This is a genomic window from Lactobacillus sp. N54.MGS-719 (assembly GCF_000980505.1).
Lineage (GTDB): Bacteria > Bacillota > Bacilli > Lactobacillales > Lactobacillaceae > Lactobacillus > Lactobacillus amylovorus.
In genome coordinates, this window is sequence record NZ_LARO01000036.1 from 1 (window position 1) to 14,274 (window position 14,274).

At 42.1% G+C, this 14,274-nt stretch carries 14 protein-coding genes and 1 pseudogene; 4 read left to right on the forward strand and 11 right to left on the reverse strand.

The genetic code is table 11. The annotated features are described in order from the left end of the window. The first annotated feature begins 174 nt into the window (after positions 1–174). On the forward strand, positions 175–888 hold the full coding sequence (locus WS44_RS06960) for a C39 family peptidase (protein WP_014566181.1): 714 nt from the start codon (positions 175–177) through the stop codon (positions 886–888). Positions 889–1,083: 195 nt separating this feature from the next. Here WS44_RS06960 and WS44_RS06965 read toward each other — a convergent pair whose 3' ends face one another. From WS44_RS06965 to WS44_RS06980, 4 genes are read right to left on the reverse strand one after another with little or no spacing between them, the layout of a single operon-like run. Next, positions 1,084–1,569, reverse strand: coding sequence for a threonine/serine exporter family protein (locus WS44_RS06965; protein ID WP_013438636.1), 486 nt, complete (start codon positions 1,567–1,569; stop codon positions 1,084–1,086). Between the two features lie 3 nt (positions 1,570–1,572). After that, positions 1,573–2,343, reverse strand: a complete 771-nt coding sequence (locus tag WS44_RS06970; RefSeq protein WP_013438637.1) for a threonine/serine exporter family protein — start codon at positions 2,341–2,343, stop codon at positions 1,573–1,575. Positions 2,344–2,353: 10 nt separating this feature from the next. Beyond that, a complete protein-coding gene (locus WS44_RS06975; protein WP_046433817.1) occupies positions 2,354–3,895 on the reverse strand; it encodes an ABC-F family ATP-binding cassette domain-containing protein in 1,542 nt (513 codons plus the stop codon). A gap of 8 nt (positions 3,896–3,903) precedes the next feature. Continuing rightward, entirely contained in the window at positions 3,904–4,278 is a 375-nt protein-coding gene (locus WS44_RS06980) for a hypothetical protein (protein WP_046433818.1), read from the reverse strand. Between the two features lie 125 nt (positions 4,279–4,403). Between WS44_RS06980 and WS44_RS06985 the strand changes: the two genes are divergently transcribed. After that, positions 4,404–4,982 carry a GNAT family protein gene (locus WS44_RS06985; RefSeq protein WP_046433820.1) on the forward strand — a complete coding sequence of 193 codons (579 nt, stop codon included), beginning with the start codon at positions 4,404–4,406 and terminating at the stop codon, positions 4,980–4,982. On the opposite strand, the gene WS44_RS06990 is transcribed toward WS44_RS06985, so the two are convergent. Together WS44_RS06990 and WS44_RS06995 are read right to left on the reverse strand one after the other, a co-directional pair. Further along, a complete protein-coding gene (locus WS44_RS06990) occupies positions 4,957–5,646 on the reverse strand; it encodes a DUF554 domain-containing protein (protein ID WP_014566184.1) in 690 nt (229 codons plus the stop codon). The genes WS44_RS06985 and WS44_RS06990 overlap by 26 nt on opposite strands. A 66-nt stretch (positions 5,647–5,712) precedes the next feature. Next, on the reverse strand, positions 5,713–6,945 hold the full coding sequence (locus WS44_RS06995) for an LCP family protein (protein ID WP_046433822.1): 1,233 nt from the start codon (positions 6,943–6,945) through the stop codon (positions 5,713–5,715). Between the two features lie 161 nt (positions 6,946–7,106). Here WS44_RS06995 and pepF point away from each other — a divergent pair, with 161 nt between their 5' ends. Further along, a complete protein-coding gene (gene pepF / locus WS44_RS07000) occupies positions 7,107–8,903 on the forward strand; it encodes an oligoendopeptidase F (protein WP_013642467.1) in 1,797 nt (598 codons plus the stop codon). A 53-nt stretch (positions 8,904–8,956) separates the two neighbouring features. On the opposite strand, the gene WS44_RS07005 is transcribed toward pepF, so the two are convergent. From WS44_RS07005 to WS44_RS07015, 3 genes are all read right to left on the reverse strand, one after another. Next, on the reverse strand, positions 8,957–9,289 hold the full coding sequence (locus WS44_RS07005; RefSeq protein WP_013438644.1) for an ATP-binding protein: 333 nt from the start codon (positions 9,287–9,289) through the stop codon (positions 8,957–8,959). Between the two features lie 165 nt (positions 9,290–9,454). Next, positions 9,455–10,285 (reverse strand): CPBP family intramembrane glutamic endopeptidase, encoded by an 831-nt coding sequence (locus WS44_RS07010; RefSeq protein WP_022087559.1) that lies wholly within the window; start codon positions 10,283–10,285, stop codon positions 9,455–9,457. A gap of 72 nt (positions 10,286–10,357) precedes the next feature. After that, complete coding sequence (locus WS44_RS07015) at positions 10,358–11,872, reverse strand: L-lactate permease (protein ID WP_046433824.1); 1,515 nt, start codon at positions 11,870–11,872, stop codon at positions 10,358–10,360. A gap of 352 nt (positions 11,873–12,224) precedes the next feature. On the opposite strand from WS44_RS07015, the gene WS44_RS07020 reads away from it, so the two are divergent. Next, on the forward strand, positions 12,225–12,590 hold the full coding sequence (locus WS44_RS07020; RefSeq protein ID WP_046433826.1) for a pyridoxamine 5'-phosphate oxidase family protein: 366 nt from the start codon (positions 12,225–12,227) through the stop codon (positions 12,588–12,590). A gap of 69 nt (positions 12,591–12,659) precedes the next feature. Here the strand turns inward: WS44_RS07020 and WS44_RS07025 are convergent. Beyond that, positions 12,660–13,007, reverse strand: a pseudogene (locus WS44_RS07025) (DUF4767 domain-containing protein); the annotation flags it as partial. A 98-nt stretch (positions 13,008–13,105) separates the two neighbouring features. Then, the coding region (locus WS44_RS07030; RefSeq protein ID WP_046433830.1) for a recombinase family protein at positions 13,106–14,274 on the reverse strand (1,169 nt) is incomplete at its 5' end.

The window sequence follows — 14,274 nt, forward strand, 5'->3', positions numbered from 1 at the left end:
GTCACGGCATTGGCTTCATCTCCACTTTACATAGTAAAAGAAAAAGTGTTGAACGACTACTCCGTCGAGTAATCATCCAACACTAGATTAGTATGTTTTGTTTGTCTTACTATCAACATACTACAAAAAATTTTTTTGTCATCTTTTTAATGGGATTTTGCTAGAATAAGAATCATGCACAAGAAAAAATTTAATCTTAAAAACCTATTTTGGATTATTCCAGCAGCAATAATTCTTATTATAGGTGCTATTTATCTTTTTAACAAAAATAAAATTAACGATGAAATCAACTGGATGACCATGAAGCAGGAACAAAAATTAAACGTTCCGCTCGAAAATCAAATGCCGGATCTGCCTAATGGCTGCGAGGTTACCAGCTTGTCGATGTTGATGAATTACTATGGCATCAAGGTTTCGAAAAATGAACTAGCTGAAACGATCCAGCACGTCGATTCCTTTACCGATGGTGGCAAATACCGCGGCAATCCACACCAGGGATTCGTCGGTCATATGACGATCGCCAACGCCGGCTGGTGTGTTTATAACGAGCCGCTTTACAACGTTGCGCGTAAATATACTAGCCACATCGAAAACATCACAGGGAGCGATTTTTTGAGCCTGCTCAAGCTAGTTTCAAACGGTCACCCTGTCATGATCATCACCACGACCACTTTTAACAAGGTTAACAATATGCAAACGTGGGATACCAATACGGGCAAAGTAAACGTTACACCATCTTCGCACGCTTGCGTGATTACCGGCTATAGTAAGCCGAAAAAAGTTGTCTACGTGAACAACCCTTATGGCTATAAGAATCAGCCTGTTAATTGGAAGAACTTGCAAGCTAGCTACAACCAGCAAGGAAGGCAAGCTTTATATATTAGATAATACAAAAAGGGCCAAGCAAAAGCTTGGTCCTTTTTACTCAAGGCACATGCATAAGCATATGTGGGCATTTAAACTGTTCACATCAGTGTGCCCAACATCGACGCTTCCCGCGTCTGCCACTTAAGGCGGATGTCCTCTATCTCATAAATATACGCATCTCGCGTTCATTAATCGACTCGTCAATTGGAAAGTATACTACCTTTTCTTTTTCATGTACAGCTGCAGTTTCTTTAAATGACCATTTTTTATTTTATAAAAAGCTTCAATACACATCGTTGAAAGCAAGAAGCCAATCCCGATTGCACCTGTAACGATGGCTACCCGCAAGATCAATTCTTGACCGTGAAGATAGTCGCCTACTATGAAGGCACGCACTGCTTGATAAGCGGGCATCCCCGGCACCAGCGGCACCAACGCTGGAATATTAAACACCGTTACCGGACACTTTTTAATCCGCGCAAAAAACAGACTCAAGATACCGATCAAAAAGGCTCCGAGCAGATTCGACAACATTCTGCCCATCCCGGCACGAAAGCAGAACCAATAAGCCATCCAGGCCACTACTCCGCTAATCCCTGAAAAATTCAGTGCACGGTGCGGTACGTTAATGGTTAAGGCAAAGCCCGCAGAGGCTAAATAAGAAAATACGACATTAATTACGATCTCTAACCAAAATGGCATTTTTTAAGCCCCCACAAACTTCAGCACTAAACCGACACCACCGCCAAGGGCTAAGGCACTCAGCGCTGCTTCGAACATTCTCACGATCCCTGAAAGCAGGTCACCCATAAAAAGGTCACGCAAGGCGTTGGTTAAAGCCAGGCCCGGCACCAAGGTCATCAGGGCCCCGATCAAAATGTGGTCGATGATCATTTCATGGTCGAGATAATTCAGTCCGATTGCAAGAAGACCCATGACCATTGCAGCGACTAATTCCGACAAAAAGCGGATCTTGGTGTACTTTTTAAACTCGCAGTAAGCCCAGAAACCGACCGCACCAACCAAGGCTGCCCCCGGGAAATCGATCCAATCGTAGTCGTCCAAAAAGAGCACCATCAAGGTCGCACTAAGAACCGCAGCTCCTACGACCTGCATCCACATCGGAAAAGATGGCGCATTGGCGACCTGAATAATCTGCTGGCGCAATTCTTGCAGATTAATTTTCTTAGCTGCAAACTTACGCGACAAATTATTGACCCGGTCCACCAATTCCAAATTGATGTTCCGATCGCGAATCTGCTTCATCTGCGATAAATCGCCACCATCAAGACTCATGAACACACAGGTGGGCGTCGCAAAGACACGTGGATCTTCAATGCCCGCGTTTCTCGCAATTCGCAGCATCGTGTCTTCAACACGATACATTTCGCTTCCGCCTTCAATCATGAGTCGGCCAGCCGTTAGACAAATGTCTAACACTTCTTGGTAAAATTGAGTATCCTTTTTGTCGGACATAGTCTCAGCCTCAATTCATTGTTTCAATATCGATTGTTTTATCTACCCAACCACCGCGGAAAAAGTCGCGCTCGTGGCTAACGATAATTACACCACCTGGGAAGTTCATGATTGCCTTGCGCAAGGCGTCTTTGGTGTCATTATCCAAGTGGTTAGTTGGTTCATCAAGGAAGAGCAAGTTGGCTGGTTCAAATTGCATCTTAGCCAATTTTACTTTTTCTTGTTCCCCACCAGAAAGTTCCTTTAACGGACTCATCGCTTGTTGCGCGGTTAGGCCCATACGAGCTAACGCTTGACGCAATTCCTTTGGCTTCTTGCGTTCGAATTCTTCTTGCAAGAATTGTAGTGGTGTCATGTTGTTGTTTGGCCAGGTCAAATCCTGCTTGAAGTAGGCCAATTTAGCCGTAACGGATAATTCGTATGACCCATAGATTGGCTTTAATTGACCCAAAAGCGTCTTAAGCAAGGTAGTTTTACCGATTCCGTTAAAACCGGTGATGGCTACTTTTTCATCCCCACCAACTGAGAAGTTGAAGGCTGATTTAACCAAAGCATGGTCGTAACCAATAACCAAATCTTGCGTTTGCAAAAGCAAATTAGAAGCCGTAGCCACATATGGAAATTCGAATTTAGCACGACGGTTGTTCTTAGGTGGCGTCAAAACGTCCATTCTAGCCAGTTGCTTTTCACGTGACTTGGCACTCTTAGCACGCGTACCTGCCTTATTTTTACGGATATAGGCCTCAGTCTTGGCAATCTTACGTTGCTGGTTGGCATAAGCCTTAAGGTAGGTTTCACGGTTAGCTGCCTTTTGACGCAAAGCCTGCTTCAAAGTACCTGTATAACGCGTAATCGTACCAAAGTCGATGTCGATAATACAGTTGGTGATGCGGCCTAAAAAGTCGTAATCGTGGCTGACAACGATGAAGGCACCTGAGAAGTTGTTCAAGTAGTCAACCAGCCAGTCGATGTGGGACACGTCAAGGTAGTTGGTTGGTTCGTCTAGAACCAAAACGTCTGGGCTTTGCAAAAGAAGCTTAGCCAAAATAATCTTAGAACGTTGACCACCAGATAATTTAGAAACATCGTGGTCATAACCGAGGTCGGCTAAACCTAAACCAGCGGCAACTTGTTCAATTTCGGTGTCGATGTTGTAGAAATTGTTTTCTTCAAGGTAGGTTTGAATCTTCCCTGCCTTTTCAAGCAAAGCATCATCGCCATTTTCGGCGTATTTGGTGTAGAGCTCGTTTAATTCCTTTTCTTTTTTGTATAAATCATCAAATGCGGTCCGCAAAAAGTCGCGGATGGTGACACCCGGTGCCAGTTTAGCGTACTGATCCAAGTAACCGACATCAATCTTGTTTTGCCACTTAACTTGCCCCTCATCAGGGATGATCTCGCCAGTTAAAATCTTGATTAAAGTAGATTTACCTACCCCGTTTTGACCGGTAACCCCCATGTGGTCTTCTTTATTTAAAACAAAGTTGGCATCTTCGTATAAAGTTTTATCGATAAAACTTTGACTTAAGTCTTTAACAGTTAATAAACTCATTTTCCCTCTTATTCCTCAGCCGATTCGCGTTCTTTTTCATATTTTTGTAACGCATCAAGAACTCTTGGCCAGTATCTCTTAGGCAAGATCAATTGCAAGCGATCGTGATAGATTGGAAAGTCGCTTGCCTTCATACCCGTAATCTTGGCTACTTCTTGGTCGGTCAGCTTATATTTGTAAACTATTCGCTTAATTTCGACTGATGCATGTCCTCTAAAGTAAGACAGGCCGAAGAAAAAAATCGCAAAAATTCCAGCGACGATGATTGCCAGCTGTAAGTTTAATTTAAATGTACGCAAACAAATAAAAACGACGGCGATAAAAGAAATGAGTGCGGAAATTATCCCGTAGATAACTGGAAAGATACTTTCTTTTTTTTGCATAATTTTTCCCTTCTTTTATTGAGACACTATAACTTTATTGAACTTATCAAAAATTAGTAGGCTTTGCAACTAATGATAGATTAAGTATAATCTCTGTAACATTATTTTTGTAGAAAGATTGAACTATGCCCCAAGAAAAAACACATTATTACTTTTCATTGATTCACTTTAATATTGACGACTTTAAAATTAATCTTGCTATGCCGCAAGCTTGGCAGGCAGTCGATCTTTATCATGCTATCGCAGATGATCGGGCCAGCATCGGCAAGTGGCTGCCTTGGGCTTACCAGATGAAGTCTCCTTTAGATGAAGCTGCTTTTATTAAAAAGATCCAAGAAGACATGATCAATCAGCGCATGATCGTGCTCACAATTTTGGTTAACGGCCAACCTGCCGGCATGATTGATCTGCATAATTTAGTCAAAAATAAAAAAGGCGAGATTGGCTACTGGCTCTCCAGCAAGTTTCAAGGCAACGGTATCGTTACACGCAGCGTTACAGAACTATGCCAATACGCTTTTCACGAGTTAAATTTGCAGTATGTGGATTTGATTGCTGCCGTACAAAATGGCTCAAGCAGCCGCGTTGCTGAACACGCTGATTTCAAGTTGATGGGCGTTCGACCTAAGCTGATTCATGGCAGTGACGATGGTCAGATTTTTAGAAAAATAAATCCGACTAGAACCAGCCAGTCAGATCTTTAATTATAAAAAAGATAATCGGAACAAGTAGCGATGGCAAAAAGTTCAACGTCTTGACGTCGCGGATTTTTAATAGGGCTAAGCCTGAGCAGGCGATTAAGAAACCACCGACGATCGAAATCTCGGCTACAAGCGGGCCGGTGAAAAAACTAGCCGATAGGAATTTGGCTACGAGATAAATGCTGCCCTGCCAGCAGAAAAGTACCGGTGCAACCAGCAGCATCCCCCAACCGAAGCTAGCACCGAAGACCATCGACGTTACGAAGTCCATCATAGCGTTGGTGTAAAGCATGGTGTTATCACCTTTGACTGCCGCCATAACGGGTCCAACGATCGATAAAGCGCCGATACAGCACAGTAAAATCTCGGTAGCTAGACCTTTGCCTAGGTTAGACTTACCAACCCTGTCGACTAAACGATCAAAATGGCCAGCGATATCGAGTGCAGTACCAGCAATGCCACCTAGCGCTAGACTGACAATGAACAAAACGGGATAGTGGCTTTTTGGCATATTGTTGGTGACATTTTCCCAGCCGATACCGAGTGCAGCTAGACCCATTGCGATGAATAAAACGTCTTCGAAACCTTTGTTTAAGCCTTTCTTGAGCAGGCAGCCAATGGACGTGCCGACGAGTAATGCAATTGTGTTAATGATTGTTCCTATCATCTTTTTTCACTCCCTATTTTTATTTTAGCGCAAAAAACAGCATCCCTTGGGGATGCTGTTAATTTTTTACCAGTGAAATTTCCACGTACTGCTGCTTGAACTCGACGAACTTGATGACGATGAACTATTACTATTTTCACCATAGCCAGAGTTTGAATCAGTTACCGCTTTATTTTCATTTTGATCATAAATCCGGTAATTAGTAAACGCCGCCGGATCGTCCCATTTGATGTCGTTATTTTGTTCATTTAGTTCATTTTGACGTGTTTCTTCATTGTTTAACGTTTGAGTTTCCAAGCCTAGATTTCTTCTAAGCTTGTTAGAAGTCTTTTGCAATTCTTCAGTTGAAGCTACTTGAATTGCGGCACCATCGATCCAGGCATCGTGGCCTTGAATATAGCCACTCTTCAGGTTATCCATGCAGCCGCGGTAGTTCAGCGCTAAGCTAAGCATATCGTTGAACGACAAGTTGGTTTTGACATATTTATTAAAGATATCCACCAACTTACGGTAGTTACTAATGGTGTTCACTGACATCGCCTTGTGGGCAATCGCTGTGATTACCTGCCGTTGACGAAGTTGTCTACCGTAGTCACCACGTGGGTCCTCTTTTCTCATTCGAACATAAGCTACGGCGTGTCGGCCGTTCAAGTGTTGCTTACCCTTATGGAAGTCGCACCAGTCGTATGAGAAGTCAAATGGCACGTTAACATCAACACCACCGACCGCATTAACTAAGCTGCGCAGCGCCTTCATGTTAACTTCAACATAATAATCAATTGGCACATTCAACATACTCTTAACGGTCTTGACGCTGGCCGCACTACCACCGATTTCATAGGCTGAATTCACCCTAAACATAAAGTACTTATTGCCTGGGTCTCCTTTAATATCGGTCAAGGTATCACGTGGGATTGAGGTCATTGTAGCTGTGTTCTTTTGCGGATTAGCCGTTGCCAAAATCAAAGTATCGGAATTTCCTCGGTCATGACGACCTTCGATCCCTTGGTCAACCCCTAAAACTAAAACTGAAATTGGTTGTTTATTTACAATCTTGGCTGAGTTAGCGATTGGGCCGCCACTCTTGCCATCAATTGCACTATGAATCGTAAAATACATATGCGCTGCCCAGGCTACACCCAAGCAGACTGCTACTAAAGCAACTAATCCTATGAATCGAGCAAACATATTACCCGGTTTATATGAAGAACTATCTGCTGCAATAGCATGGTTGCGGTGAAGGTTAAGCGCAGTAGATTTATTGCGATAACCTTCCCGGCGTTTGGAATTTGGATCCATTCTTGATATCGTTTCCCTTCAAAATTAATACAAGTTAATTTGTATCACTTTTAATCTCTAGATAAAATAAAAATATCGATAATTAATAATAACTTATTTTTTGTGTTCAGTTGTACAACAAGTTAATATGTAAACAAATTGAAACAACGGAGGAAGAATTTATGGCAATTCCAACAAGAAATGAAGTCCCTGAAAATTTGAAATGGGACTTAACCAGAATTTTTAAGACAGATGAAGACTGGGAAGCAGCTTTTGACAAAGCAAAAGACGATGTTGAAAAGCTGGGAGCATTGAAAGGTACTTTGACTAAGTCTGGTAAAGATTTGTACGAAGGCTTAACCAAGATCTTGGCAGTTAAGCGCGATGTCGAAAACATCTACGTTTATGCCACTATGTCTAGTGACGTTGATACTTCTAACTCACACTATTTAGGCTACGTTAGCCGCGTGCAAACTTTGGCTAACCAATTCGAAGCTGTCACTAGTTTTATTAGCCCTGAGATCTTGAGCATCCCTAGCGACAAGTTAGCCCAATTTAAAAAGGACGAACCTCGCTTAAAAAACTACGAGCACTACCTTGAAACGATCACCAACAAGCGTCCTCACACTTTGCCAGCTGAAGAAGAAAAGATCATCGCTGACGCTAGTGACGCAATGGGTGTTTCAGAAAATACCTTTAACGTTTTAACCAACTCCGACATGGAATACGGCTACGTTCAAGATGACGAAGGCAATATGGAACAATTGTCAGACGGTTTGTACTCACTTTTGATCCAATCACAAAACCGTGATGTTAGAAAAGGCGCCTTTGACACACTTTACGCCGCTTATGGCCAATTCCAAAACTCACTTGCTTCTACGCTTTCTGGCGTGGTAAAGAAGCACAACTATAACGCTAAGGTGCACAAGTATGACTCAGCTCGCGAAGCTGCATTGTCTGAAAACAACGTACCTACCAAGGTTTACGACACTTTAATTCAAGAAGTTGATTCTCACCTTGATTTACTCCACCGTTATGTTGCGCTACGTAAGAAGATTTTAAGACTCAAAGATTTACAAATGTGGGACATGTATGTGCCACTAACTGGTAAACCTGCTCTTTCCTATAACTTCGAAGAAGCAAAAGAAGTTGCTAAGAAGGCACTCGCTCCACTTGGTGAAGACTACTTGAAGCACGTCGATTACATTTTTAACAACCGCGTCATCGACGTTGTGGAATCAAAGAACAAGGTCACTGGTGCCTACTCTGGTGGTGCCTACGATACTGATCCATATGAACTTTTGAACTGGGAAGACAACGTTGATTCACTTTACACATTAGTGCACGAAACTGGTCACTCAGTTCACTCTTGGTACACTCGTAACACCCAACCTTACGTTTATGGTGACTACCCAATTTTCGTAGCTGAAATTGCTTCAACCACTAACGAAAACATTTTGACTGAATACTTCTTGGACCACATCACTGATCCTAAGACGCGTGCCTTTATCTTGAACTACTACCTTGATTCATTTAAGGGTACTTTGTTCCGTCAAACTCAATTTGCCGTATTTGAACAATTTATCCATGAAGCTGACGCTAAGGGTGAACCACTTACTGCCGACACTTTGGATGACGTTTATGGTCAACTTAACCAACACTACTACGGTGACAGCGTTGAACCCGGCGGCGACATTGCACTTGAATGGTCACGTATTCCACACTTCTACTACAACTTCTACGTTTACCAATATGCGACTGGTTTTGCGGCTGCGACTGCACTTGCTAACAAGGTTGTTCATGGTACTGACGCTGATAGGGATGCATACCTTGGCTTCCTTAAGGCTGGTTCAAGTGATTATCCAACTGAAATCATGAAGCATGCTGGCGTTGACATGACTAAGCCAGACTACTTGGAAGATGCCTTCAAGACTTTTGAAAAGCGTTTGAACGAATTTGAAAGCTTGATTGAAAAATAAATATTAATAGCAAAAAAGATGGTATGTTTCACGTGAAACTATCATCTTTTTATTTATTCTTCTAATAACCAATCGATCAAATATTTTACAGCTATACCATCAACCGTTCCTTCATCAAACTGTGACAATGATAATACTGTCTTTTGATATCCATCAGGAATATAGCGTAAATTATCAGTTTCACGCGTACTCCCTTCTGGTAAATGTTCTGTTACCTGATAATACTTAATTTCATTACCTTTGCTGGCAACAAAATCGATCTTCTTACCAGAATAATCGCCTACGTCAACATTGTAGCCTCTGCGAAGAAGTTCAATAAAGACAATGTTCTCAATCTGATGACCTAAATTATCACGATAATTTGATCCTAATGTCTGATTTTTCAAAAGAATCTATTCAACGTGCAAAAGATGAAGTAAAGTTACAAAAATTAATATCAAATATACCCGTATAAAAATTAGATACACCTCAAAAAATAGAGAAATGGTTAAAAGAAGATTACTAAAAAGACTCTTTGAAAATGCCTACAGCATTAACAAAGAGCCTTTTATTTATTTTTTATTCAATTGACGATTAAACAGATAAGTACAAATCATCATAAAAATACTTACTGGAATATACACTGCTGAAACAAAAGCAATGTTTGAATTTCCCGTATTTGAGCTTGCCACCTGAGGAGAACAATCCTGCAAGAAGTGCACAATTATACCGAATATTATTCCATTTGAAAGAATACGCAAATAGCTGAGTATAAAGCCAAGTGCCATTGCAAAAATTATTTGTCCAATTGTGGAAACGAGTGGCTGATGGAATAAATTAATCAAATGAAACAATCCAAATAGCACTGAACAAATTACTGATGTCCAAAAAATGTTGTATTTATTCTTACGCAAAGCCACTGTAAAAATGTTGAACAAAATGCCTCTAAACAAGAATTCTTCACAAATTGCAGCAGATAAGGCAATCAATGCAATAGATACAATTTTATGTCCTGGTAATTTGAAAACCATGCTATGGGTGAAGATATTCATTACTACCATTAATCCCAGAAGCACAAAGTAAACAGCCGTCAGAACTTTAACAGCCCTATGTGTTTTTACTCGTTTATCAAATACCTTAGTTGTGAGTCCAAAATGCAATGCAGCCATTGTAAAAACAATTAAGTAAATAGCTACAAATACATCCTTCAGTACCCTATTTCCAATAAGATATTTGGTCACAAATGGATAAGCTTGATAGCAGATTTGCAAAATAATTTCGAGCCAGATCATTTTAACTAAAACAGTTTTAGTCTGCTTTTGATCATTAAAATCAATTTGATCGGCCAAGGCTAAATAGTGGCGTTTTTCATATCTTCCCTCTTTTTGTTTTTCTTTCTCCAATTAAATCCAAATCATTGTATCAAAAAAGAATCTGCCATCATAGCAGATCCTTCATTTTTTATTTTTCTAACTTTAAATCATACCTGTCAGTAATCCCGTAATGTACAAGAACACACAGCAGACTACCAAGTACAAACTGCCCCATTTGACAGTTTCCTTCAAGATTTCACCTTCATCACCTTCGCGGTGAATTGCACCGGTCGCTACCGCAATGTTCTGTGGTGAAAGCATCCCTGCTGTCGCACCAGTCATGTTTGAAGCAACAACCCAGTACTTGTTTACGCCCAAATCAGTCGCTGCCGACAACTGCAAGTTACCAAATAATACGTTGGCTGAAGTTGCGGAACCAGTAAGGAATGTACCAAGCGCACCAATAAGCGGAGCGAATAATGGATAAACTTGGCCAAGCAAGCTAACTAAAGCAACGGCCAATGCATCAGTCATTCCAGCGTAAACCATCACCTTGGCAAGACCAACAATCGCACAAACCGTAACGGTGGTCATGCCCACTGCCTTGATTGATTTACCTAAGATTTGCATCATGCGTTTGAAGCTAACGCCTTGAATCGTGCCACCAATAAGAGTAGCAATCAAAATCAATGTACCTGGTGATGAAAGCCAGCTAATTGAAAGTGTGTTAGGGTTCTTACCAGTGTAAACAACCCAGTTTGTGGTTGCCTTGTTCAATAAGTTGTTAACTGGTGGAACAAGCGAAGATGCCAAAATTACGAAGATAAAGATCAAAATAAAAGTAGAGCATGCTTTAAGCAATGTCTTATTATCAGGTCTTTCAACCTCTGACTCTTTTTCATCCTTATGCCACTTAGTTAACCAAATAGTTACGGCAGTAGAGCAGATTGAACCGGCGATTGCAGGAAGTTCCGCACCAACGAATCTAGCCGCAATTACCTGGGGAATAGCCATGCCCAATCCTGACATCAAGGTAATAAAGCCAACGCCTTTAATTACTTTTAAACCACCACCGGTTAAAATTACCAAGATAAATGGCACAAGTACTACTAAGATGCATAACTGCAGTGAAACAAGGAAAGATAATGACACTTGATTCAAATTGGTTACTTCACCTAATGTCAAAATAGGCAAACCAATTGCACCGTAGGCAGTAGCTGTCGTGTTGGCAATTAAACTGATGACAGAAGCCTGAATTGGTTCTAAGCCGAACGAAATTAAAATCCCCGCGGAAATTGCAACAGCGGTACCAAAGCCAGCGATTGACTCCAAGAAACCACCAAAGCCCCAAGCAATGATCAAGACAATGATTCGCTTGTCAGTAGAAATAGCGGCTAACATGTCCTGGATGGTCTTCATCCCGCCTGATTCAGTCGTCACATTGTACGCAAATAACGCTGCCACGATTACGAACATGATCGGCCAGATACCCATGATGATTCCTTCTAGGGCTGCCGTCAGCGTATTCGGTACAGACAACTTAAAGCTAAAGATTGCCAATAATACCGTTAAAACAAGTCCAATTATACAAGCACGAGCCGCAGACATACGCATTACGCCCAGCGAAATGATCAGCCAGATAATTGGTATCAATGCTATTGCAAATTTAATCCACATCGTATATCTCCATTAAAAAATTCTCTAATAATATATTTAATCATTTTTGGACAAAAAATAAAAATTTGAAACTCATTTTGACGAATTATTGCAATTTATAAAAGTTTTGCTTGCAAGTTTAGCTCACAAAATATATAACATTTAATGGAAAGTAAAATTTCTCACATCATTTTTGAAACTGCTCCTCGGAATAGAGCAGTTTTTTTAATGCGTTTTCATAGACTTTCTGTATGCATCTTTCTATAATACAGATTATTGATAGAAAAAATTGCTTTTTCTTGATCTATGTCAATTCTTTTAGCTTAAATTGCTCTTATACTATAGGCAATAAGTCAAATACAGGAGGCACAACATGAAAAAATTAGACGCAACTAAACTTACTGACGAACAAATCGAATTCTTCAAGACCCACTTAGCTTACCTTTCAACCGTTGACAAGAACGGTGAACCACAAGTTGGTCCTAAGCAATCAATGAAGGTGCTTGATAACGGTCACTTACAATACCTTGAAAAGACCAAGGCACATGCATACGAAAACTTGAAGAACGGTTCTAAGGCTGCTGTTGTGGTTGCTGACGTTCCATCACACACCAACGTTCGTATCAAGGGTACTGCTCACATTCACGAAGATGACGATTACCAAAAGAGGATCGCAACTGAAGGCGGCGCACCTGCTGCTTACGTTGTAGATATTGATATCGAAGAAATCTACGAATAATTTTCCCAATCTAAATTAAAATAACCAGGCTGGAGATTCAGTCTGGTTATTTTTTGTATTTTCTATTTTTTAATTATTGCCTTCAAAAATATTAGCAAATGCGGTTCTAACTTCTTGGTTGGCTGTTTCCTTGACCATGCAGTCAGAACCATTAGTGGTTTGATCAACTAAAGCAACTGGTTGGCCATCGTGAACGCTGAACAAATAAGTAATATGTTGTTCAGGATTGCCAACATTGCAGTTGAAGATCGAAACGACGTGGTAATCATAGTCCTTCTTCAAAGATGGATCCCAGCCGATGTTGATTGTCTCTGTCTTCTTGCTATTATCGGAACACATCTTAAAAGTCCGGTTATTAAAGTCGTCCGGATATTTTTCACCAGCTAAAGTTTCGATTGATTCTTGGCCGTTATATTCCTTGTATTTTTGCTAATGTGCGATAAAGAAGTAATAGAAGTGTAAAAAATTTTGCCGTTCCTATCCGGCACTTAGGGCTGTGTCGGATAGGTCAGGCGTTAGGCTTCCGGCAAGTCTATCTTGCCGACAAAGCTGTAATAAATCTCAATGTCCTGCCTGCGGGTGCCGTTCTCGTCATAGCTGCACTCATGCACGACGATTTTCTCAATCATTTCCCGCAAGAGGGTGGGGGTCAATTCTTCAAAAGCAAGGTGCTTTCTCACAATCCCCATGAATTTCTCGGCGTTGACGGTGGCGGCCTGCGACTTGGAAAGTTCCTCCTGCAAAGCGGCAGCCCGGTCTTTCAGTTCCCGCTGCTCCTGCTCATAGTCCGCCGACAGCTCCATGAAACGCTCGTCGCTGATTTTGCCGCTTACATTGTCCTCATACAGCCGCTTGATAATGCGGTTCACTTCGGCAATGCGTGTCTGGGCCTGTTCAAGCTGCTTCGTGGCTGCGGCGGTCTTTCTCTTGCCGCCGATCTCGTTCTGCTGGATAAGCAGCTTTACAAAGCGGCTCTCATGCTTGGCGGCATATTCCGTCACCTGCCGGAGATTGGAGAGGACACCGGCGGTCAACAGGTCGGTGCGGATAAAGTGCGCCGTACAGTCGCGGGTGCGCTTCTTGTAGCTGCCGCAGATGTAACAGTCCTGCTTGCGGTTCTTGTTCTGATACCGCTGCTGGTACATCACATGGCCGCAGTCGGCGCAGAACAGCATACCAGAGAACAGCCCCACTTCGTCATAGCGGTTCGGGCGTTTGCGCTGCTTGCGTAACTCCTGCACACGCTCCCATGTTTCCTTGTCGATGATCGGCTCATGGTGGTTCTCGAAAATGGCCTGCTTCTCGACGGGGTTCTCTATGCTGTGCTTGACCTTATAAGAAGGCTTTTCCGTTTTGAAGTTCACCAGACATCCGGTGTACTCTCGGTTTTCGAGGATATGAACGACGGTGTTGGTCGCCCATTTGCACTCATAGCCTGGGTGATAACGGCGGGTGCTGCCTGTCCGCTGATATTCCAGCGTCCCCGGCGTGGGGATTTGCTGCTCCGTCAGCATACGGGCAATCTTGGTCGGGCCGTTCCCGGCAAGGCAAAGCTGGTAAATCTGCTGCACCACCGGGGCGGCTTCCTCGTCTATAATAAAATTCTCGTCCTCGTCCATCACATAGCCGTAAACCGGCTTGCTGGTAACAGGCTTGCCGCTCATGCCTTTTGACTTTTTCACTG